The organism is Pseudomonas sp. S2_C03, assembly GCF_054668405.1.
The window spans coordinates 284670-305846 of record NZ_CP162766.1 but is presented as its reverse complement, the minus strand read 5'-3'; the positions used below and the strand labels follow the sequence as shown (position 1 = coordinate 305846).

The following is a 21177-nucleotide window of genomic DNA, read 5'->3' as shown; positions in this document are numbered from 1 at the left end:
TGGACCGATCCCACAGTCGTGCCGGGCGCGCCTGTGGGATTTTCATATCTGGTGTCCCTTGCCGGATAATGCCTAAGCTCAATAAGAGCCAGCGTTGAAAGCCCTCTTTTTCCGGCACGACCATGACCGAGCTTGTTCTTGTTCTCATCAGCACCGCCCTGATCAACAACTTCGTGTTGCATTGGCCGTTGGGCGTCGATCCGCTGTTGACCACCGCGCGTCATCAGGTTCATGCGCTGGGTATCGCGACAACGTGCCTGATGCTGATCGTCGGCGTGCTCGGTCATGTGCTCTATTACTGGCTGCTGGTGCCACTGGGATTGAGTTCGCTGCGACTGTTCGTGTTTCTCCCTCTTAGCGTGTTGTTGATCGCCCCCCTGCTTAAGCGGCTGACGAAAGTGTTTTCAACCCTGGCGTTCGAGGGTTTGTGGCCACTGTTGCTCGGCAATGCCGGCGTGTTGGGAATGCTCCTGGCCGATACCGCACACGACCACGGTTTTTTATACGCCACGGCATTGAGCATCGGCGCCGGGCTCGGTTTCTGGCTGGTACTGAGCCTTTTCTGCGACTTGCGCCAGCGCACCCTCGATAATGATGTTCCCCTGCCCTTTCGAGGCCTGCCGATCGACCTGATCGGCGCCGGATTGATCGCAGTGGCCTTTCTCGGATTCACCGGACTGATCAAAACATGAGTCTGATTCAACGCATCGACGCCCTGCTGCCGCAGACCCAGTGCGGCAAGTGTGGCCACGCAGGATGCAAACCCTACGCCGAGGGCATTGCCGCAGGCGAGCCGATCAACAAGTGCCCGCCCGGTGGCAGCGAAACCATCTCGGCACTGGCACACCTTCTGAACGTCCCGGTGCTGGAACTGGATATGGGTCGCGGCGCCGCTCCGGCGCAGGTCGCCTATATCCGCGAAGCCGAATGCATCGGCTGCACCAAATGCATCCAGGCGTGCCCGGTCGACGCTATCGTCGGCGCGGCAAAATGGATGCACACGGTCATCGTCGACGAATGCACCGGTTGCGACCTGTGCGTGGCGCCCTGCCCGGTGGATTGCATTGAAATGCGCCCCCTGCCGGCGACCACGACACCGATCATCGGTGGTCTGGCTTCCAGCCTGCTGGCCCAACAGGCACGTGCCGTTAAACGCAATCACGCGCGTCAGCGCTTCGAACGGCGCAACGCCCGGTTGCACCGCGAGGAAGAGCAAAAGCTGGCCGAGCGTCAGGCCCGGGCCAATCGTGCTGCCCTGCAACAGAGCGACGCGCCGGCGCTCGATCCGATTCAGGCCGCGCTGGAAAGGGTTCGCGCGCAGAAAGCAGCGAGCGCCGATGCGGCGTTGAAGAAAGCCAAAGTCGACCTGGCCATGAGCCGTGCGCAGCTCAACAAATCGCTCAAGGCGTTCGGCCATCCACCGACATTCGAGCAGCAGTCGCAACTGATCATCCTGCAACAGCAATTCGAGGCGGCTGAGCACGCCTTGCTGCAGTTGGAAAACACCCTGCCAACCGCGCCAGCATCCGTATCCACACCCAAGGACGCCGATCTTAAACGGGCGAAAATCCAACTGGCCACTCGCCGCGCCGAACTGAAGAAAGCGCAAGCCAGTGAGGCACCGTCCGAACAGATCAAAGCCCTCGAGCGCGCGCTTGCCGATGCCGAAAAACACCTGCATGCGACGGAAGACGCCAGCGAGCAACCCTTGCCTGACCTGGTGCGCGTCGAAAAGCGCCCCATCGACAGCCAGCTTCGGCAACTGAAAACCGAATTGGCCTACGCCCGCGCGGACGTCAGCAAACTTGAGCGACGCAGCGACACTTCCACCGAGCAGCTGGACAAGGCACGAGCTCGCCTGCAGGAAGCCGAACGCCAGGTACAAGCCCATGCAGCCCCTTGAGCCGGTCGACGATCGCCTTCAGCAGGCAATGAAGCTGGTATTGCTGGCCACCGTGCCGGGAATACTGGCGTCGTTCTGGTGGTATGGCTGGGGTGTCTTGATCAATCTGGTACTGGCAGGCTCGACTGCACTGGCCGTTGAAGCGGCGATAGTGAAACTGCGCGGCTGGGAACTACGGCCTGTCTTGAGCGATGGCAGTGCCCTCGTCACCGCGACGCTGCTGGGCCTGGCCTTGCCGCCGTATTGTCCGTGGTGGCTGAACGTCTGCGCCGTTTCATTCGCGCTGCTCGGCAAGCAATTGTATGGCGGCGTCGGCAAAAACCCTTTCAATCCGGCCATGCTCGGTTTGGCTCTGGTGCTGGTGACATTTCCACTGCAAATGAGCCATTGGCCGACGTTCCATGGCATCAACCTGCTCGATGGCTTACAGCGAGTCTTTGGCGTCAGCCTTGGCCCCATGCCGGATGCCTGGGTTCAGGCCACGGCGCTGGACGCTCTGCGCATCAACAAAAGCCTGACCATCGACGAGCTTTACGCCAGCAGCCCGGCATTCGGTCACTGGGGTGCACGCGGCGTGGGGTGGATCAACCTGGCGTTTCTGGCCGGTGGCCTGTTTCTTCTACAACGACGGGTGTTCAGTTGGCAGGCACCGGTCGGCATGCTGGCTAGTCTGTTTGTGATCAGCCTGTTGTGCTGGAACGGTTCGGGCTCCGACTCCCATGGCTCGCCACTGTTTCACCTGCTAAGCGGTGCAAGCATGCTCGGGGCATTCTTTATCGTCACGGAGCCGGTGTCCGGCGCTAAAAGTCCGGGCGCCCGCCTGTTGTTCGGCGCCGGTGTGGGGTTACTGACGTATCTGATCAGAACCTGGGGTGGATACCCGGACGGCGTGGCATTCGCGGTGCTGTTGATGAACCTCTGCGTGCCCGCGCTGGAACGGTTTGCTGTGTCACGGCGGGTTGCGCCATGAATCGAGTGTCGAGCGTGGTGATTGTCGCACTGCTGGCAGGCCTGGGTGTTGGTGCGACCTACCTCGTCCAACAGGGCAGCGCATCACGCATTGCCGAGCAACAACGCGAGAACGACAGCCGCCACTTCCTGGACCTGCTGCCCGCCAACAGCTACGACAATCACCCGCTTGAACACACTCTGCCCCTGGCCGTTGCCACCCTTGGCGACAGCACATTGCAGGGTGGTTTCTTGGCGACCAGGAGTGGCCAACCCAGCGCAGTGTTGCTGCGCAGCCAGGCAGTCGGCTACGTGGGCAGTATCGATTTGTTGATCGCCATCGACGTAAACGGCAAGTTGCTCGGGGTCAAGACACTGAGGCAATCAGAGACCCCAGGACTGGGCGCCCGGATCGCCGATTGGCCCAATGCGTGGCTCACGATCTTTGTCGGCAAATCGATGAACGACCCCGACGATAAGCGTTGGGCGCTGAAAAAGGACCAAGGTCAGTTCGATCAGGTCGCAGGCGCGACCATCACTTCCAGAGCTGTGCTCAACGCCATCCACGATGCCTTGCGTTACTTCGATGAACACCGGCAACAGCTGCTCGGGGAGAACCTGCATGAGTAAATCGTCGGCACTCCAGAACTCGCTGGTGCTCGCGCCGTTGATCGGGGCGACCCAGTCATGGATGACCGCGCTGGGCGTATGGCTGATGGTTATCGTGGTGGCGAGTGCTTATGGTTTCGCCATGGCGCCCTTGCGCCCGCGGCTCATACCGAGGGCCCACTTGATCGCCAGCCTGGTGCTGGCCGTCACCCTGACCAGTTGTGCAGAAACGATGGCGCAGGCCTGGTCACTTCAGTGGCATCAACACGCCGGCATCTACGCCGGGTTGATCGCCCTGCAATGCGTCGTTCTGGACCATACAGGTTTCTTCCAACAAGCATGGCGTGATCGCCTGTTCCTGGGCGGCCTGTTCGGTGCGTTGATGCTGGGCCTGAGCGTGTTGCGCGAGATGCTCGACTACAGCGGCCTGCACCTGGCAGCGCTAGTGCCCGGTGGCTTCATTCTGCTGGGATTGCTGATCGCTGCCTGGCAGGCGTGGTCCCGTCCCGCCCCCAAACACTAAGCATTTTCGAGGAAACTCACTGCCCATGAATGCTGCAAAACGTCTGGAAATTTTCCGCAGGCTGCATGAAGACAACCCCGAACCCAAGACCGAACTGGCCTACTCCACGCCGTTCGAATTGCTGATCTCGGTCATTCTCTCGGCGCAATCGACGGATGTCGGTGTGAACAAGGCAACGGCCAAGCTGTATCCGGTGGCCAATACCCCGGCGGCCATTCATGCGCTGGGGGTGGAGGGACTGTCGGAATACATCAAGACTATCGGCCTGTTCAACAGCAAGGCAAAAAATGTCATCGAGACCTGCCGACTGCTGATGGAACGCCATGGCAGCGAAGTCCCGCAGACTCGCGAAGAACTGGAAGCACTGCCCGGCGTCGGCCGAAAGACCGCCAACGTTGTACTCAATACGGCGTTCCGCCAACTGACCATGGCCGTGGATACACACATTTTTCGCGTCAGCAACCGTACCGGCATTGCGCCCGGCAAGAATGTCGTCGAGGTGGAAAACAAGCTGATGAAGTTTGTGCCAAAAGAATATCTGCTCGATTCCCATCACTGGCTGATCCTTCACGGGCGTTACGTCTGCCTGGCCCGCAAACCCCGCTGTGGCAGCTGCCGCATCGAGGACCTGTGCGAATACAAGCACAAGACGTCGGACGATTGAGTTGCTATTAGGTTTGCTTATTGATCGATTGAAAAAATCTTTTTTACCCGGAATGAGTTTGTCGATATAAGGAGCGCCAAAGGCAGTCTTAGCCTGGAGCTAACCTAATGAGCACTGGTAAAGAGCAATTGGACGTAGAAGAGGACTTCACAGCCGTTGAAGCCGATGACGCAGAGCCGGTGGTGGAAGTGGCGAAGACCAACCTGAGCAAACGCCGCACGATCGACAACTTGCTGGAGGAGCGCCGACTGCAAAAGCAATTGGCCGATTATGATTTTGATCTATAACACCTGAAAGCCTCCCTGAACGGAGGCTTTTCTTTGTGTGTGACACAGTGGAGTCGCTCGCCCCGCCACGAGCGCAATCACACCAGTCCATTACGTTGCGCCAGCTCAATCAAGTCCACCAGGGACCGCGCGTTGAGTTTCAATAACAGGCGAGTTTTATAAGTGCTGACGGTTTTATTGCTGAGAAACATTCCGTCAGCAATTTCCTTATTGGTCTTGCCGCGAGCCAATTGTTGCAACACCATCATTTCTCGACCAGACAAACGATCGACCATATCGGCTTCACTGGCGTTCCCCAGACTGGAGCGCACAGTGTGCAACGCCTGGTTGGGAAAATAACTGTAGCCCGACAGTACCGCTTTTATTGCACTGAGCAACTCAGTGAGGTCCTGTTGTTTGCAAACATATCCGGCTGCCCCTGACTGCATGCAACGCATCGAAAAATGCCCCGGAGCCTGGGAAGTCAATATCAACACTTTCATTGGCATGGCCGCCGAAACCAGGCGCGCGATGACTTCCAGTCCATCGAGTTTCGGTATTCCTATATCCAGAATAACAATGTCCGGCATATGTTCACGCGCCAGTTGCAATGCATCCACGCCATTGTCTGTTTCGGCAACGACTTCATAGCCATGACGCTCCATTAGCATACGTACCGCAAGCCGAATGACGGGGTGATCATCCACGATCAGCACTTTATTCATGGGCAGGTCCAATTTTCGCTGTTCGAATTTTTAGAGCCCGCACAATAGCCTAGTCGTTTCGCCCATGGCATGCCGCCCCCCCAGCCACGGGCAGCGAGAGACATTCCCTACAAACAACATGGATTTTTCTTACAGGAAATCTGCAAAAACTGAGTGATGCAAACTTTACTTGCCTTACGCCGATCCACCTTAAGAAAAATATGTATCAATCTAATAAAAAACATAATTCCGTCACAATCCCCTTCGTGCTGCAACACCCGCTGACGGTGAGCTAAGCTGGATGATCACCGGGCGAGCGAAAATTGAAGTGAACCGCATCGCTTTTCATCCACACGAATGCTTACCAAATGATTTTCAATAACACGGACGAATTAAAATAGGGTTATAGGACAATCTAAACTTCACCGCTAATATGAAGACCGGCAAAACATAATTAACCAACCCAACGAGAAAAGATAAACTTCCATGAGTACAATACATGATGAATCTAAAACAAAAAATCACCAACCCCATGACAGTAATCGCCATATTCGCAACACTGTCTGAAACATCGGCAGCCCTCTCTCTCCCTTTCCTCGACCATAAGGAACGAGAAGTCTATATCTGGTTTCTGATCAGCTTTCCGTTTTACTTGTTAATGCTGTTTTTCGCCACCTTGAACTTCAACTATCGATCGTTATATGCGCCGTCCGATTACGAGAAGGGAGAACACTTCATCGATGCCCTGGACACGACCGAACGTCCGGATACAGCAAAGGGGCCGCCAGACCTTACGCTGACAAAATCTTCAACGTCGCATCACATCGAGTTGCCTGCCCGGGTGAAGGGTTTGCACATCGTCGATGCTCGGTGCATAAACGGGAGGACACAGTGGCGCGAGCTCCTGGGCAGGACCGCCAAATCAGATTCGGCACACGTCGTCGTGTTCCTCATCACGGCCGAATCGCAGAGTCTGTTTAAAGAAAGCGCAGTCGATTTTTTCAGGCAGGTGAAGAAACGCAGCAGCTTGCCATTTTGCGTCGTTTACAACTTGAGTTCCCACACCGTAACGCTCATTGATCAAACTGGCACATCGGGCGCACAACGGCCAGTCGCTTTCTAGCGACAGGGAGGAGGAAGAAGGAGGGAGTTGTTCCTAAAAACGATACGTCGCAATGTCCGAAAGAAAAAATCCTATTCTCAAATTGGTGGCCTTGTCGAACACAAGGCCACAAATTCCAGGTCACGCGCCTCAGAACAACTTGCGACCCTTATTGGCTGCGATCCGCATGCGCAAGGCGTTGAGCTTGATGAAGCCCGCCGCGTCAGCCTGGTTGTAGGCGCCGCCATCTTCCTCGAAGGTCGCGATATTGGCGTCGAACAACGAGTCGTCGGACTTGCGGCCAGTGACGATCACATTGCCCTTGTAGAGCTTCAGGCGCACGACGCCGTTCACATTGACCTGGGACGCGTCGATCATCTGTTGCAGCATCAGACGCTCAGGGCTCCACCAGTAGCCGGTGTAGATCAGGCTGGCGTATTTAGGCATCAGCTCATCCTTGAGGTGAGCCACTTCGCGGTCCAGGGTGATCGATTCGATCGCACGGTGGGCGCGCAGCATGATGGTGCCGCCAGGGGTTTCGTAGCAGCCACGGGACTTCATGCCCACGTAACGGTTTTCGACGATGTCGAGACGACCGATGCCGTGTTCACCACCGATACGGTTCAGGGTCGCCAGCACGGTGGCCGGGGTCATTTCGACGCCGTCCAACGCCACGATGTCGCCATTGCGGTAGGTCAGTTCCAGGTATTGCGCCTTGTCGGGTGCCTTCTCTGGCGACACGGTCCAACGCCACATGTCTTCTTCGTGCTCGGTCCAGGTGTCTTCCAGCACGCCGCCTTCATAGGAGATGTGCAGCAGGTTGGCATCCATCGAGTAAGGAGATTTTTTCTTGCCGTGGCGCTCGATCGGGATCGCGTGCTTTTCCGCGTAATCCATCAGCTTTTCACGGGACAGCAGGTCCCATTCACGCCAAGGTGCAATCACTTTCACACCGGGCTTCAGGGCGTAGGCGCCGAGCTCGAAACGAACCTGGTCGTTACCCTTGCCGGTGGCGCCGTGGGAAATGGCGTCAGCGCCGGTTTCGTTGGCGATTTCGATCAGGCGTTTGGCGATCAACGGACGAGCGATGGAAGTACCCAGCAGGTACTCGCCTTCGTAAACAGTGTTGGCGCGGAACATCGGGAACACGAAATCTCGCACGAACTCTTCGCGCAGATCGTCGATGTAGATTTCTTTTACGCCCATGGCCTGCGCCTTGGCGCGAGCAGGTTCGACCTCTTCACCCTGACCCAGGTCAGCGGTAAAGGTCACCACTTCACAGTTATAAGTATCCTGCAGCCACTTGAGGATCACCGAAGTGTCCAGGCCGCCGGAATACGCCAGAACGACCTTGTTTACGTCCGCCATGCCATCACTCCACGGGGTTTACGGAAAGCCGTCAAGTCTACCGGTCATGCAGAATAATTTACAGTGGCGCGACAGCTTATGACGACGAAGCGACAGATTATGTCGAGCGCGCGACGAACAGTCGCGGCTCAGGAAGTCTTCGCTGCGCTCGCCGATGCCGTGGTCTGGGGCGTCGGCGTCTCGACGGGGGCGACGCGAGCGAGGTGGACATTCACCCGGCGGTTCTTCGCCCGGTTGGCGGACGAGGTGTTGGGGACCAGCGGATAACGCTCGCCATGGAAACGCACGGTTATCTGCGATTCCTGCACCCCGTTGGCCTTGAAATACTCCATGACCGCCAGCGCCCGGCGACGCGACAGCTCACGATTGGCCAGGCGATTGCCGCTGTTGTCCGAGTGACCGTCGAGCTCGATGTGGTTAACCGTAGGATCGGCCTTCATGAAGTCCAGCATCACCTGCAACTGCGCCTTGGCCTGCGTATCGAGTTCCATACCCTCGCCCGGGAAGGCGATTTGCGATTGTTTGACCTGTTCGAAGTTTTTGGGCAGCAGCTTCGCCACGCAACCCTGATAATCGTTGAACGCCTTGCTGAACTTGACGGGCAGCAGGCGAACTTCCGAGACGCGGCCATCGCCGGAGAAATGCCGGACGACCGGGCTGCGTCCGTCCATCAAACCACTGATCAGACGGCCAGCCTGGACTTGGGAGCTGTTGAACAGAACGTTGCCACTGCCGATCCTGACCGAGCCGAGATTGATGTCGCCCCGCCCCGGCTGCCACGGTGCGGCCGCCGCCAACAAGGTCGCCGAACCGCCACCGACCATCGAGTTGTAGGCTTTCAGACGAAACGTCGCCTGCTCCCCAGCGCGGCGCACGAACTCACCCGAACCGAAATCGGTAATCGGTTGAGTCAGGCGACACTCGAATTTGTCCCCTTCGACCGTCCACTCGATGCTCTCCAGACGGGTCTGGAAAGTGAGCGCCATCGCGGGAAGGCTGGCAAACACACTGAGCAAGGCTAAATAACGCTGGCGCACGGGAGGCTCCATTGGCTTCTACAACAAAAGACCGATACATATTTACGGCATACCTGTTGGATATCGGTAGCTTGTCGCAAAACTTGATAGCGGGTGCCTGAGAGAGTCTTTTCCGGTAGCATTCCCCAGAGTTTGCCCCGCCTGGAATCCCCTCATGTCCGACCGCCTGACCCTGCTGCGTCCCGACGACTGGCATATACATCTTCGTGATGGTGCCGTGTTGACCAATACTGTTGCGGATGTCGCGCGCACCTTTGGTCGCGCCATCATCATGCCCAACCTGGTACCGCCGGTGCGCAACGCCGCTGAAGCCGACGGTTATCGCCAGCGCATTCTCGCTGCACGTCCGGCCGGTAGCCGTTTTGAACCGCTGATGGTGCTGTACCTCACCGACCGCACCCAGCCCGAAGAAATTCGTCAGGCCAAGGCCAGCGGTTTCGTGCATGCCGCCAAATTGTACCCGGCCGGTGCGACCACCAACTCGGACTCTGGCGTCACCAGCATCGACAAAATCTTCCCTGCGCTCGAGGCCATGGCCGAAGTCGGTATGCCCTTGCTGATTCACGGTGAAGTCACCCGTGGCGACGTCGACGTGTTCGACCGCGAGAAAATCTTCATCGACGAGCACATGCGTCGTGTGGTGGAGCGTTTCCCGACACTCAAGGTGGTGTTCGAGCACATCACGACTGGCGATGCCGTGCAGTTCGTCAACGAGGCTTCGGCCAACGTCGGCGCGACCATTACCGCTCATCACTTGTTGTACAACCGCAACCACATGCTGGTTGGCGGGATTCGGCCGCACTTCTATTGCCTGCCGATCCTCAAGCGCAATACCCACCAGGAAGCCCTGCTCGACGCCGCCACCAGCGGCAGCGAAAAGTTCTTCCTCGGCACTGACTCGGCACCGCATGCCCAGCATGCCAAGGAAGCCGCCTGCGGTTGCGCCGGTTGCTACACCGCTTATGCCGCGATCGAGTTGTATGCCGAAGCGTTCGAACAGCGCAACGCGCTGGCCAGGCTCGAAGCTTTCGCCAGCCTCAATGGCCCGCGCTTCTATGGCCTGCCCGTGAATACTGATCGCATCACCCTGGTTCGCGACGAGTGGACCGCACCAACCAGCCTGCCATTTGGCGAGCTGACCGTTATCCCGCTGCGCGCCGGTGAAAAACTGCGCTGGCGCCTGCTGGAGGAACACGCGTGAGTGAAGACCATTTCGACGACGAACAGGACGGTTCGAGCGCAGGTGGTTCACGCCATCCGATGGCTGCCAGGTTCCGTGGTTACCTGCCCGTGGTCGTCGACGTAGAAACCGGTGGTTTCAACTCGGCCACCGACGCCCTGCTGGAAATCGCGGCGACCACCATCGCCATGGATGAAAAGGGCTTCGTTTACCCTGATCACACGTACTTCTTCCGCGTCGAGCCTTTCGAAGGCGCGAACATCGAAGCAGCGGCCCTGGAGTTCACCGGGATCAAGCTCGATCACCCGTTGCGCATGGCCGTGAGTGAAGAGACAGCCCTGAACGACATCTTCCGTGGGATACGCAAGGCGCTGAAGGCCAACGGCTGCAAGCGGGCGATTCTGGTCGGCCACAACAGCAGCTTCGACCTGGGCTTCCTGAATGCCGCCGTCGCACGCCTGGACATGAAGCGCAACCCGTTTCACCCCTTCTCCAGCTTCGACACTGCTACCCTGGCTGGCTTGGCCTACGGGCAAACGGTACTGGCGAAGGCCTGTCAGGCAGCCGATATCGACTTCGATGGTCGCGAGGCCCACTCGGCTCGCTACGACACCGAGAAGACGGCCGAACTGTTCTGCGGCATCGTCAATCGCTGGAAACAGATGGGTGGGTGGGAAGATTTCGACGATTGATCAGTCGCGACCCTGCGCATAAAAAAACCGGCCATGATGGCCGGTTTTTTTGTGCCTCGAACGCGCCTTACAGGGCAGCTGCGTGCTCGGTCAGGTAAGCCGCAACGCCTTCTGGCGAAGCGTTCATGCCTTTGTCGCCTTTCTTCCAGTTCGCAGGGCAGACTTCACCGTGCTCTTCGTGGAATTGCAGAGCGTCGACCAGACGAATCAGCTCTTCCATGTTACGGCCCAGCGGCAGGTCGTTGATGATCTGCGAACGAACGACACCCTTGTCGTCGATCAGGAACGCGCCACGGAAAGCCACGCCGCCTTCGGACTCAACGTCGTAGGCCTTGGCGATTTCGTGCTTCATGTCGGCAGCCATGGTGTAACGGACTTCGCCGATACCGCCGTTGTTGACCGGGGTGTTGCGCCAGGCGTTATGGGTGAAGTGCGAGTCGATCGAAACGGCGATCACTTCAACGTTGCGCGCCTTGAAATCAGCCATGCGATTGTCCAGAGCGATCAGCTCGGACGGGCATACGAAGGTGAAGTCCAGCGGATAGAAGAACACCAGGCCGTATTTGCCTTTGATGGCCGACGACAGGGTGAAGCTGTCGACGATTTCGCCATTGCCCAGAACGGCCGGTACGGTGAAGTCAGGGGCTTGCTTGCCTACGAGTACGCTCATTGAATATCTCCTGGTGTAAAAACGTGAAGTTCCCGGGTTTGCGCCAGCCTGTCACCCTCAGGCGACAGCCCTGTGACACCCACCCCTTCATAAGGACCGGTCATCATACACTGCGTTTTTATGCTGTCCTCAACGGATTTTCACCAGAGCGCCGAATGGCCGCCCAAAAGGGCTAATGGCAGATGGCTGCAAAAAACCGTTCGTCAGTCTTGTTGCTATATCGGGCAAAGCTGTCAGAAACCACTTTGACAATCATTCTCGTTAACATTAAGATCCATCGCAATTGAGTCACAACCAGCGACGGTTTTTACTTATGTATGTCTGCCTCTGCACTGGCGTTACCGACGGTCAAATCCGCGATGCAATCTATGAAGGATGCTGCAGCTATAAGGAAGTCCGTCAGGCTACCGGCGTAGCCAGCCAATGCGGCAAGTGCGCCTGCCTCGCCAAGGAAGTGGTGCGCGATACCCTGACCCAAGTACAAACTGCCCAGGCCGCGATTCCTTTCCCGGTAGAATTTAATGCTGCGTGAATACCCCTTTTAAAGAACCGGACTTAATGTCCGGTTTTTTTATGCCTGAAAATCAACTGGTTACGCGCTAGACGCGGAACACAAACATTCTTATTCCGATTAATTTTCATTTATTATTCAATAACTTAGGTTTGACACCCCTAAGTATGCGGCTCAAACTCTGCCTCATAGACAGCTAACATAGGGCAGGACCCCATCATGAAAGGCGACATTACAGTCATCCAGCATCTCAACAAGATCCTTGCCAATGAGCTGGTCGCGATCAATCAATATTTCCTGCATGCCCGCATGTATGAAGATTGGGGCCTGAACAAGCTGGGCAAGCATGAATACCACGAGTCCATCGATGAGATGAAACACGCGGACAAGCTGATCAAGCGCATCCTGTTTCTGGAAGGCCTGCCAAACGTGCAGGATCTGGGCAAGCTGCACATCGGCGAGCACACCAAGGAAATGCTTGAGTGCGACCTGCGCATCGAGAAGACCGGTCATGCGGACCTGAAAGTCGCGATCGCCCATTGCGAAACCGTTGGCGATTTCGGCAGCCGTGAACTGCTCGAGGACATTCTTGAGTCCGAAGAAGAACACATCGATTGGCTGGAAACCCAACTGGGCCTGATCGACAAGATCGGTCTTGAGAACTACCTGCAATCGCAGATGGGCGACGACGAGTAATATTTCCGACGCCAAAAAAAGCCCCGCGCTCTCTCAGACGCGGGGCATTTTTGTATGTGCGATACCCCACCCTGTAGGAGCGAGCTTGCTCGCGATGTTGGACCAGACAACGCGGATAGTCTGATGACCCGTGTTTTAGTTGATCTCCATCGCGAGCAAGCTCGCTCCTACAGGGGATCTGCGCATAAAAAAGCCCCGCTCTCTCAAGAGGCGGGGCTTTTTGTGCCTGCGCTAGCGGCAATCACGCCTTCGCAGCAGCCGCTTCAACAGCCGACTTGATGGTGGTTTGCAACGAACCGTCTGCAGCCATCTCGGTCATGATATCGCTACCGCCGACCAGCTCACCCGCCACCCACAGTTGCGGGAAAGTCGGCCAGTTGGCGTATTTTGGCAGGTTGGCACGGATCTCCGGGTTCTGCAGGATATCCACGTACGCAAACTTCTCACCACACGCCATTACGGCCTGCGCAGCTTTTGCGGAGAAGCCGCACTGCGGGGCATTCGGCGAGCCTTTCATGTAAAGCAGAACGGTGTTGTTCGCAATCTGCTCTTTAATCGTTTCGATGATATCCATGAAGCACCTCGACTGAACTTTCCGACTCAGGGGTCGGCACGGTGGCGCATTGTAACGGAAACCCCGTCGTGATGCTCGGTCTCCCCGACAGACCCGCTCAAGCCGCTGCCACCGTGACCGGCACGCCATTCAACGCCGCGTTACCCGACAGTTCGTCGAGCTGACATTCATCCGTCAGGTCATTGGCACTGGAACCTGGCTGGCTGCTGGCAATGGTCATCTGCACGCCGGGCCGCGCATGCCCCCAACCGTGAGGCAGGCTGACCACGCCTTTCATCATTTCCAGGCTGCCCAGTACTTCCACTTCAATCACACCCACACGGGAGCTGACTCGCACCCGCTGCCCATCACTGAGCCCGCGGCTGGCCAGATCATCCGGATGCATGAGCAACTGATGACGGGGTTTGCCTTTCACCAGCCGGTGGTAATTGTGCATCCAGGAATTATTGCTGCGCACATGACGACGCCCGATCATCAACAACTGATCGACTGCCGGCGCCTGCAACGTGGCGAAGCGAGCCAGGTCGGCAAGCATCACCTCGGGAGCCGCCTGGATGCGTTGTCCGGCCGTTTTCAAACGCTTCGCCAGGTTGGACTTCAGGGCGCCCAGGTCGATGCCGTGCGGATGATCCAAAAGCGTAGCCAGTGACAACTTGTGCTCCGAGGCATCGCCGTAGGCGCCCATCCGCAAACCCATGTCGATCATTTTCGCCGGCGGCATTGTCGGTTTGAGTTCCTTGCCGGTCTTCTCGGCGAAGGCCTTGGCCAGCCCGACGAAAATCTCCCAGTCGTGCAACGCACCTTCCGGCTTGGCCAGGATGGCGCGGTTGAAGCGCGTAACGTTACGCACCGCAAACAGGTTGAACGTAGTGTCGTAGTGATCGTTTTCCAGGGCCGATGTCGACGGCAGGATCAGGTCGGCGTAACGCGTGGTTTCGTTAATGTACAAGTCAACACTGACCATGAACTCCAGCCCGTCCAGCGCCTGCTCCAGTTTCCGGCCATTGGGCGTCGACAATACCGGGTTGCCGGCCACGGTGATTAATGCCCGCACTTGCCCTTCCCCACCCGTGAGCATCTCTTCGGCCATGGCCGACACCGGCAACTCGCCCGCGTATTCCGGGCGCCCGGAAACGCGACTCTGCCACAGGTTGAAATGTCCGCCCGAGGTGGTGGCCACCAGATCCACAGCGGGCTCGGTGCACAACGCGCCGCCCACGCGATCGAGGTTGCCCGTCACCAGGTTGATCAGTTGGACCAGCCAATGGCAGAGGGTGCCGAACGCCTGGGTCGAAACGCCCATACGCCCATAACAGACCGCGGTCGGTGCCGCGGCGAAGTCTCGTGCCAGTTGCCGGATCTGCTCGGCAGGGACCGCACACAGCGGGCTCATGGCCTCGGCATTGAAACCTGCGATGGCTTCACGCACTTGATCCAGGCCGTCCACCGGCAAATGGCTTTCACGGGTCAGACCTTCGGTAAAAAGGGTATTGAGCAAGCCGAACAACAGTGCCGCATCGCCCCCCGGACGTACAAACAAATGCTGATCGGCAATCGCCGCCGTTTCACTGCGACGCGGATCGACAACCACCACTTTGCCACCCCGGGCCTGGATCGCCTTCAGACGCTTTTCCACATCCGGTACAGTCATGATGCTGCCGTTGGAGGCCAACGGATTGCCGCCCAGGATCAACATGAAATCGGTGTGGTCGATGTCCGGGATCGGCAACAGCAAGCCATGGCCGTACATCAGGTGGCTGGTCAGGTGGTGCGGCAACTGGTCAACGGAGGTGGCGGAAAACCGGTTGCGGGTTTTCAGCAAGCCCAGGAAGTAATTACTGTGGGTCATCAGCCCGTAGTTGTGAACGCTCGGGTTGCCCTGATACACCGCCACCGCATTCTGCCCGTGGCGAGCCTGGATCCCGGCCAGACGTTCGGCAACCAGCTTGAAGGCGTCCTCCCACTCGATGGGTTGCCAATCGTTGCCAACCCGCAGCATCGGCTGATGCAGGCGATCCGGATCGTTCTGGATGTCCTGGAGCGCCACAGCCTTGGGGCAAATGTGCCCACGACTGAAGGTATCCTGGGCATCGCCCTTGATCGAGGTGATTTGCACGTTGCCGTCGGCTTCGGTGGTCTCGATGGTCAGGCCGCAGATGGCTTCACACAGGTGGCAGGCACGGTGATGGAGAGTCTTGGTCATGGCCAGTCTCTTTTTTGTACGGGGGCCGGCACTTTCGGCCGCGGGATCAAAACTATGCCCCCCGCACAAGCGCGGCGCCAGCGACGTCTGTCTTGTGAATCGCCCCCCATCAGCCCAGCCGATTGCCACCAGCCATCAGTTGGAAGGCAACCTCGACGGCGCCTGCATCTGGATTTCCTGAATGGTTTCGATCTGCTCGTGGGCGAGGTGGACGCCGGTAAGCTCGCCAATGATGCGCCAGTGCTCATCGAGCCCTGTGCTGATGGTAGCCATGCGATCGATCATGCGTCGACCGGCAGCCTTGGTCACCTCGTCCTGGCTGCGCATCAGCTCGAAGGACATCGATGTCACCGAGGCTGTGAGGTGTGTCAATGCGCGGGCGGTCAAGCCAAGCAATTCCATGAGTTGCTGTTCTTTCGAATCCATTCAAGAAGCTTCCTGCATCAATTGTGACTTAGTTATAACCCAGCCCATTCCATTAGCAAGTGTTTCAGACGCAGCACATTGCCATTAACGACGACTGGCACCGGCTCGGAAACCGACCGCCATCGCTCCATCCCCGCCCCGCTTGATTGCCAAGCCCCGCGAGCCCGGTGTACAAATGACGGGCTGCTGTCAGGAATAAAACTTCAAACGCGCTATCGCGGTCTCCCCGTAGCCCCTCTGAAATCCGCCAACACCGTAGCCTATTGGAAAAACGCGACATTTAATGTCAAGATCGCGCCTTCCCTATTTCGTCGCCCCGTGCGGCTTACGCCGCAGGTCTCGCCCGTTGTTCCGAAAAACAAGGCTTTGAGTATCTGCGGTCTGTTGCAAAAAGGTAGTTAATGATGAGCGCTAGGCACTTTCTCTCCCTGATGGACTGCACGCCCGACGAACTGGTCAGCGTGATCCGTCGAGGCGTGGAGCTCAAAGACCTGCGTAACCGCGGCGTACTGTTCGAGCCACTGAAAAACCGCGTGCTCGGGATGATTTTCGAGAAGTCCTCGACCCGCACCCGTATTTCGTTCGAAGCCGGCATGATCCAGCTCGGCGGCCAGGCGATCTTCCTGTCGCCGCGCGATACCCAACTGGGTCGTGGCGAGCCGATCGGCGACGCCGCCATCGTCATGTCGAGCATGCTCGACGCGGTGATGATCCGTACTTTCGCTCACAGCACCCTGACCGAGTTTGCCGCCAACTCGCGCGTACCGGTCATCAACGGCCTGTCCGACGATCTGCACCCCTGCCAATTGCTGGCCGACATGCAAACCTTCCTGGAGCATCGCGGCCCGATCCAGGGCAAGACCGTCGCCTGGATCGGTGACGGCAACAATATGTGCAACAGCTATATAGAAGCGGCGATCCAGTTCGACTTCCAGTTGCGCGTTGCCTGCCCGGAAGGCTACGAACCCAACCCTGTATTCGTTGCCAAGGCCGGCAATCGCGTGACCATCGTCCGCGACCCGCAGGAGGCCGTGCGCGGTGCCCACCTGGTGAGCACCGACGTCTGGACCTCCATGGGTCAGGAAGAAGAAACCGCCAAACGCCTGAAGCTGTTCGCGCCATTCCAGGTCAATCGTGCGTTGCTGGACCTGGCCGCCGAGGACGTGCTGTTCATGCATTGCCTGCCCGCCCACCGTGGCGAGGAAATCAGCCTCGACCTGCTCGATGACCCGCGCTCCGTGGCCTGGGATCAGGCAGAAAACCGTCTCCACGCACAAAAGGCCCTGCTCGAGTTTCTCGTCGAGCCGGCGTACCACCACGCATGAGCCAGCCACTACTGCTAAACCTGCGCAACCTCGCCTGCGGCTATCAAGACCAGCGTGTGGTGCAGAACCTCAACCTGCATTTGAATGCCGGTGACATCGGTTGCCTGCTCGGCTCCTCGGGCTGCGGCAAAACCACGACGCTTCGGGCAATTGCCGGCTTCGAACCGGTTCACGAGGGTGAAATCAGCCTGGCCGGCGAGACGATCTCCAGCGCTGGGTTCACCCTGGCTCCGGAGAAACGCCGGATCGGCATGGTGTTCCAGGACTACGCCCTGTTTCCGCATTTGAGCGTGGCCGAGAACATCGCCTTCGGTATTCGCAAGCATCCGCATAAAGACCGGGTCACTGAAGAGCTGCTGGAACTGGTCAACCTGAAGAACCTCGGCAAACGCTTCCCCCACGAACTGTCCGGAGGCCAGCAACAACGTGTGGCCCTGGCCCGTGCCCTAGCGCCGGAACCGCAGTTGCTGTTGCTCGACGAGCCCTTTTCCAACCTCGACGGCGAATTGCGACGCAAGCTCAGTCACGAAGTGCGCGACATCCTGAAGGCCCGTGGCACCAGTGCAATCCTGGTGACCCACGACCAGGAGGAAGCCTTCGCGGTCAGCGATCACATCGGCGTGTTCAAGGAGGGCCGTCTGGAACAGTGGGATACGCCCTACAACCTCTATCACGAACCGCAGACGCCTTACGTCGCGAGCTTCATCGGCCAGGGTTATTTCATTCGTGGCCAGCTCAGCAGCCCGGACTCGGTGCAGACCGAGCTTGGAGAACTGCGCGGCAACCGCGCCTACACCTGGCCCACCGGTGGTGCCGTGGACGTGTTGCTGCGTCCGGACGACATCATTTATGCACCGGACAGCGCATTGAAGGGGCGGATTGTCGGCAAGTCGTTCCAGGGTGCCTCCACCCTGTACCGCCTGCAATTGCCGACCGGCGCCCAGCTGGAATCGATTTTCCCTAGCCATGTCGATCATCAGGTCGGCGCGGATGTCGGGATCCGGGTCGCCGCTGATCATCTGGTGCTGTTCCAGGCGTCCGGCAGCACGGCCGCGCAGATTCCGATGGTTGAATCAGGTGTGCGGCGGTACAGCACTGCGGGCTGAAACACACCCCCGACTGTACAAAATCCATAGTGGGAGCGAGCCTTCTCGCGATAGCGGTGTGTCAGCCAAGAGGTAATGACTGACACACCGCTATCGCGAGCAAGCTCGCTCCCACAGGTTTTTTGAGGGGCTAACCCAGCATCAGGGTGCCGCTGGCCACCAGCGCCGCATTCCCGCCGATCTTCACCCGGTCCCCTTCCAGCCGGCAGAACAATTCACCGCCGCGTTTCGAGCATTGATAGGCGCTCAGGCTCGATTTGCCCAGGCGCTTGGACCAGTAGGGGATCAGGCTGCAATGAGTCGAGCCGGTCACCGGGTCTTCATTGATGCCAATGGCCGGGGCAAAGTAGCGCGAGACGAAATCGTGCTTGCCACCCCTGGCAGTGACAATGGCGCCCAGCCACGGCAACTTGGCCAATGCGACCATGTCAGGCTGGCAATCGAGCACGGCCTGTTCGGACTCCAGCACCACGAACAGCTCATTGGAACCTCGCACATCAACCGCCTCGACACCCAGTGCGCGCTCGACATCCACGGTCACGCCCACTTCCGACGTCTCGATGGCCGGGAAGTCCAGCCACAGGCGTTCACCTTCGCGACTCACGCTCAGCGGGCCGGACTTGCAGATGAAATCCAGGCGTTCTGCGGTTTCCTTGTAGATGTCAAACAAGACAAAGGCGCTGGCCAGCGTGGCATGTCCGCATAACGGCACCTCGGTGGTCGGGGTGAACCAGCGAATGCGCCAGCTTTGCCCTTCACGCACAACAAAAGCGGTTTCGGCGAGGTTGTGCTCGCCCGCGATCTTCTGCATCAGCTCGTCGGCGAGCCAGGCATCGAGCCGGTAGACCATCGCCGGGTTGCCACCGAAGGGACGGTCACTGAACGCATCGACCTGGTAAAACTCAAGCTGCATATATCTTCTCCCTGATTCAGGCGCGGCCGATATCGGCGAACGTGGCCTGAGTATGTTCGGCCAGCACCGTTGGTGCCAATTCAACTTCCAGACCACGCCGCCCCGCACTGACAAAAATGCTGGCGAAAGGCAGGGCCGAATTATCGATGAATGTGCGCAATCGTTTTTTCTGCCCCAGAGGGCTGATGCCACCCAGCAAATATCCGGTGGAGCGTTGCGCAGCCGCCGGGTCAGCCATTTCCACCTTCTTGACCTTGGCCGCGTGTGCCAGGCCCTTCAAGTCCAGACTGCCGGCCACCGGCACCACGGCCACCAGTAACTCCCCTTTCTCGCTCGCCGCCAGCAAGGTTTTGAACACCTGAGCCGGGGCCAGACCGAGCTTTTCCGCCGCCTCGAGTCCGTAGGACGCTGCCTTCGGATCATGTTCGTAACTGTGTATCTGATGTTCGGCACGAACCTTTTTCAACAAATCCAATGCGGGGGTCATGACAGCTCCAGACTGGGCAGCGGAGAAAAATAGTGCGTCCGATTCTAGGTCATTGTTTGGCAAAAGGCTCTATCACGGCAGCGCTTACAGGACCCAACACATAAACCCACCGTTCGTCAGTGCATATCAAGGATGACAAACAAAATGATCATTCACCTGACTAATAGTTCGGATGTGACCAATGGTTCACTTTCGATCTTTGACAGACATGATCCTTGTCTATATTTTTTCGTTTACGAATACCGTATAACGCGACAGCGCAGGACCCAGCAGTAAACCGGGGCTCAGGGTGGGGACCCTCCCGGTGAAAATCGCGCTTTGATCAAGATCAAAAAAGAGCGCCAGAGAAAAAAACAAAGAGGTTTTCAATGACAACTGCTTTACGACAACCGTCACTCTACAGCCAATGCCTGGCGGAATTTCTGGGCACTGCACTGCTGATCTTTTTTGGTACCGGTTGCGTTGCCGCGCTCAAGGTCGCGGGTGCCAGCTTCGGCTTGTGGGAAATCAGCATCATCTGGGGCGTGGGCGTCAGCATGGCGATCTATTTGACGGCCGGTGTGTCAGGGGCTCACCTCAACCCCGCCGTCAGCATCGCGCTGTGTATTTTTACCGGCTTCGAAAAGCGCAAACTGCCGCCCTATATTCTGGCCCAATTGGCCGGCGCCTTCTGCGGCGCCTTGTTGGTTTACACGCTGTACAGCAATCTATTCTTCGATTACGAACAAACCCACCATATGGTTCGCGGCACCCAGGCCAGCCTCGAACTGGCGTCGGTGTTCTCCACTTTCCCCAACCCGGCGCTCTCCACCGCACAGGCGTTCCTGGTCGAAGTGGTCATCACCGCGATCCTCATGGGTGTGATCATGTCCCTGACCGACGACAACAACGGTTTACCGAACGGCCCCATGGCACCGCTGCTGATCGGCCTGCTGATTGCGGTGATCGGCAGCTCGATGGGCCCGCTGACCGGCTTCGCGATGAACCCGGCGCGGGATTTCGGCCCCAAGCTGATGACTTTTTTCGCAGGCTGGGGTGAAATTTCCCTTACCGGCGCACGTGAGATCCCGTACTTCCTGATCCCGATTTTTGCACCGATTGTCGGTGCCTGCCTCGGTGCCGCGGCTTATCGCGGGCTGATCGCCCGCCATCTGCCAGCCACCGAACCTGCTCCTGCAACACCGGCCATTGACGGCAAACCAAGAACTTCCTGATACCGTTGGCGCGATGCGCCTGACCTCACCCCTTTATCTCGTCCAAGGCAATCGAC

24 protein-coding genes are annotated in these 21177 nt (G+C 58.1%); 15 read left to right on the top strand and 9 right to left on the bottom strand.

Annotated elements, in window-relative coordinates; all coding sequences use genetic code 11:
- The first annotated feature begins 122 nt into the window (after nt 1-122).
- The 7 genes from AB4N64_RS01460 (at nt 123) to AB4N64_RS01430 (ending at nt 4934) form a co-directional block, all read left to right on the top strand.
- On the top strand, nt 123-692 hold the full coding sequence (locus AB4N64_RS01460; RefSeq protein ID WP_460121359.1) for an Rnf-Nqr domain containing protein: 570 nt from the start codon (nt 123-125) through the stop codon (nt 690-692).
- A complete protein-coding gene (rsxB, locus tag AB4N64_RS01455; protein ID WP_460121357.1) occupies nt 689-1903 on the top strand; it encodes an electron transport complex subunit RsxB in 1215 nt (404 codons plus the stop codon). The genes AB4N64_RS01460 and rsxB overlap by 4 nt, the downstream gene beginning before the upstream one ends.
- A complete protein-coding gene (locus AB4N64_RS01450) occupies nt 1890-2873 on the top strand; it encodes an RnfABCDGE type electron transport complex subunit D (RefSeq protein ID WP_460121355.1) in 984 nt (327 codons plus the stop codon). The genes rsxB and AB4N64_RS01450 overlap by 14 nt, the downstream gene beginning before the upstream one ends.
- Nucleotides 2870-3481 carry an RnfABCDGE type electron transport complex subunit G gene (locus AB4N64_RS01445; protein WP_460121353.1) on the top strand — a complete coding sequence of 204 codons (612 nt, stop codon included), beginning with the start codon at nt 2870-2872 and terminating at the stop codon, nt 3479-3481. Before AB4N64_RS01450 ends, AB4N64_RS01445 begins: the two co-directional genes overlap by 4 nt.
- A complete protein-coding gene (locus tag AB4N64_RS01440) occupies nt 3474-3983 on the top strand; it encodes an Rnf-Nqr domain containing protein (protein WP_460121351.1) in 510 nt (169 codons plus the stop codon). The genes AB4N64_RS01445 and AB4N64_RS01440 overlap by 8 nt, the downstream gene beginning before the upstream one ends.
- Nucleotides 3984-4008: 25 nt before the next feature.
- Nucleotides 4009-4647: an endonuclease III gene (gene nth / locus AB4N64_RS01435; RefSeq protein ID WP_460121349.1), complete on the top strand. Its 639-nt coding sequence runs from the start codon at nt 4009-4011 to the stop codon at nt 4645-4647.
- Between the two features lie 107 nt (nt 4648-4754).
- Entirely contained in the window at nt 4755-4934 is a 180-nt protein-coding gene (locus AB4N64_RS01430; RefSeq protein WP_460121347.1) for a PA3496 family putative envelope integrity protein, read from the top strand.
- A gap of 77 nt (nt 4935-5011) precedes the next feature.
- Here AB4N64_RS01430 and AB4N64_RS01425 read toward each other — a convergent pair whose 3' ends face one another.
- Nucleotides 5012-5638, bottom strand: a complete 627-nt coding sequence (locus AB4N64_RS01425) for a response regulator transcription factor (protein WP_150709826.1) — start codon at nt 5636-5638, stop codon at nt 5012-5014.
- A gap of 478 nt (nt 5639-6116) precedes the next feature.
- Here AB4N64_RS01425 and AB4N64_RS01420 point away from each other — a divergent pair, with 478 nt between their 5' ends.
- The gene (locus tag AB4N64_RS01420) at nt 6117-6740 is read left to right on the top strand and encodes a hypothetical protein (RefSeq protein WP_460121345.1); all 624 of its coding nucleotides are present in this window, start codon (nt 6117-6119) and stop codon (nt 6738-6740) included.
- Nucleotides 6741-6869: 129 nt separating this feature from the next.
- Here AB4N64_RS01420 and AB4N64_RS01415 read toward each other — a convergent pair whose 3' ends face one another.
- Both AB4N64_RS01415 and AB4N64_RS01410 read right to left on the bottom strand, forming a co-directional pair.
- On the bottom strand, nt 6870-8087 hold the full coding sequence (locus AB4N64_RS01415; RefSeq protein WP_460121342.1) for an argininosuccinate synthase: 1218 nt from the start codon (nt 8085-8087) through the stop codon (nt 6870-6872).
- A gap of 128 nt (nt 8088-8215) precedes the next feature.
- Nucleotides 8216-9124, bottom strand: a complete 909-nt coding sequence (locus AB4N64_RS01410) for a flagellar protein MotY (RefSeq protein WP_460121340.1) — start codon at nt 9122-9124, stop codon at nt 8216-8218.
- A 154-nt stretch (nt 9125-9278) separates the two neighbouring features.
- On the opposite strand from AB4N64_RS01410, the gene pyrC reads away from it, so the two are divergent.
- A complete protein-coding gene (pyrC, locus tag AB4N64_RS01405; RefSeq protein ID WP_460121338.1) occupies nt 9279-10325 on the top strand; it encodes a dihydroorotase in 1047 nt (348 codons plus the stop codon).
- Complete coding sequence (gene rnt / locus AB4N64_RS01400; protein WP_460121336.1) at nt 10322-10996, top strand: ribonuclease T; 675 nt, start codon at nt 10322-10324, stop codon at nt 10994-10996. Before pyrC ends, rnt begins: the two co-directional genes overlap by 4 nt.
- Before the next feature lie 67 nt (nt 10997-11063).
- On the opposite strand, the gene AB4N64_RS01395 is transcribed toward rnt, so the two are convergent.
- Nucleotides 11064-11666: a peroxiredoxin C gene (locus AB4N64_RS01395; protein ID WP_460121334.1), complete on the bottom strand. Its 603-nt coding sequence runs from the start codon at nt 11664-11666 to the stop codon at nt 11064-11066.
- A gap of 313 nt (nt 11667-11979) precedes the next feature.
- On the opposite strand from AB4N64_RS01395, the gene AB4N64_RS01390 reads away from it, so the two are divergent.
- Complete coding sequence (locus AB4N64_RS01390) at nt 11980-12198, top strand: bacterioferritin-associated ferredoxin (protein ID WP_460121333.1); 219 nt, start codon at nt 11980-11982, stop codon at nt 12196-12198.
- Nucleotides 12199-12396: 198 nt separating this feature from the next.
- A complete protein-coding gene (bfr, locus tag AB4N64_RS01385; RefSeq protein ID WP_460121331.1) occupies nt 12397-12873 on the top strand; it encodes a bacterioferritin in 477 nt (158 codons plus the stop codon).
- A 241-nt stretch (nt 12874-13114) separates the two neighbouring features.
- Here the strand turns inward: bfr and grxD are convergent, their stop codons facing one another.
- From grxD to AB4N64_RS01370, 3 genes are all read right to left on the bottom strand, one after another.
- Nucleotides 13115-13447: a Grx4 family monothiol glutaredoxin gene (gene grxD / locus AB4N64_RS01380; protein WP_192305341.1), complete on the bottom strand. Its 333-nt coding sequence runs from the start codon at nt 13445-13447 to the stop codon at nt 13115-13117.
- Nucleotides 13448-13544: 97 nt separating this feature from the next.
- Nucleotides 13545-15650 carry a molybdopterin oxidoreductase family protein gene (locus AB4N64_RS01375; protein ID WP_460121329.1) on the bottom strand — a complete coding sequence of 702 codons (2106 nt, stop codon included), beginning with the start codon at nt 15648-15650 and terminating at the stop codon, nt 13545-13547.
- Nucleotides 15651-15785: 135 nt separating this feature from the next.
- The gene (locus AB4N64_RS01370; RefSeq protein WP_460121327.1) at nt 15786-16076 is read right to left on the bottom strand and encodes a hypothetical protein; all 291 of its coding nucleotides are present in this window, start codon (nt 16074-16076) and stop codon (nt 15786-15788) included.
- 404 nt (nt 16077-16480) lie between these two features.
- Here AB4N64_RS01370 and argF point away from each other — a divergent pair, with 404 nt between their 5' ends.
- Nucleotides 16481-17401: an ornithine carbamoyltransferase gene (gene argF / locus AB4N64_RS01365; protein WP_460121325.1), complete on the top strand. Its 921-nt coding sequence runs from the start codon at nt 16481-16483 to the stop codon at nt 17399-17401.
- Nucleotides 17398-18507: an ABC transporter ATP-binding protein gene (locus AB4N64_RS01360; RefSeq protein ID WP_460121323.1), complete on the top strand. Its 1110-nt coding sequence runs from the start codon at nt 17398-17400 to the stop codon at nt 18505-18507. The genes argF and AB4N64_RS01360 overlap by 4 nt, the downstream gene beginning before the upstream one ends.
- Before the next feature lie 130 nt (nt 18508-18637).
- On the opposite strand, the gene AB4N64_RS01355 is transcribed toward AB4N64_RS01360, so the two are convergent.
- Together AB4N64_RS01355 and ybaK are read right to left on the bottom strand one after the other, a co-directional pair.
- A complete protein-coding gene (locus tag AB4N64_RS01355) occupies nt 18638-19420 on the bottom strand; it encodes a PhzF family phenazine biosynthesis protein (RefSeq protein ID WP_460121321.1) in 783 nt (260 codons plus the stop codon).
- A 16-nt stretch (nt 19421-19436) separates the two neighbouring features.
- Nucleotides 19437-19907, bottom strand: a complete 471-nt coding sequence (gene ybaK / locus AB4N64_RS01350; RefSeq protein ID WP_460121319.1) for a Cys-tRNA(Pro) deacylase — start codon at nt 19905-19907, stop codon at nt 19437-19439.
- A gap of 368 nt (nt 19908-20275) precedes the next feature.
- Here ybaK and AB4N64_RS01345 point away from each other — a divergent pair, with 368 nt between their 5' ends.
- Nucleotides 20276-21121 carry an MIP/aquaporin family protein gene (locus tag AB4N64_RS01345; protein ID WP_460121317.1) on the top strand — a complete coding sequence of 282 codons (846 nt, stop codon included), beginning with the start codon at nt 20276-20278 and terminating at the stop codon, nt 21119-21121.
- Nucleotides 21122-21177 lie beyond the last annotated feature (56 nt).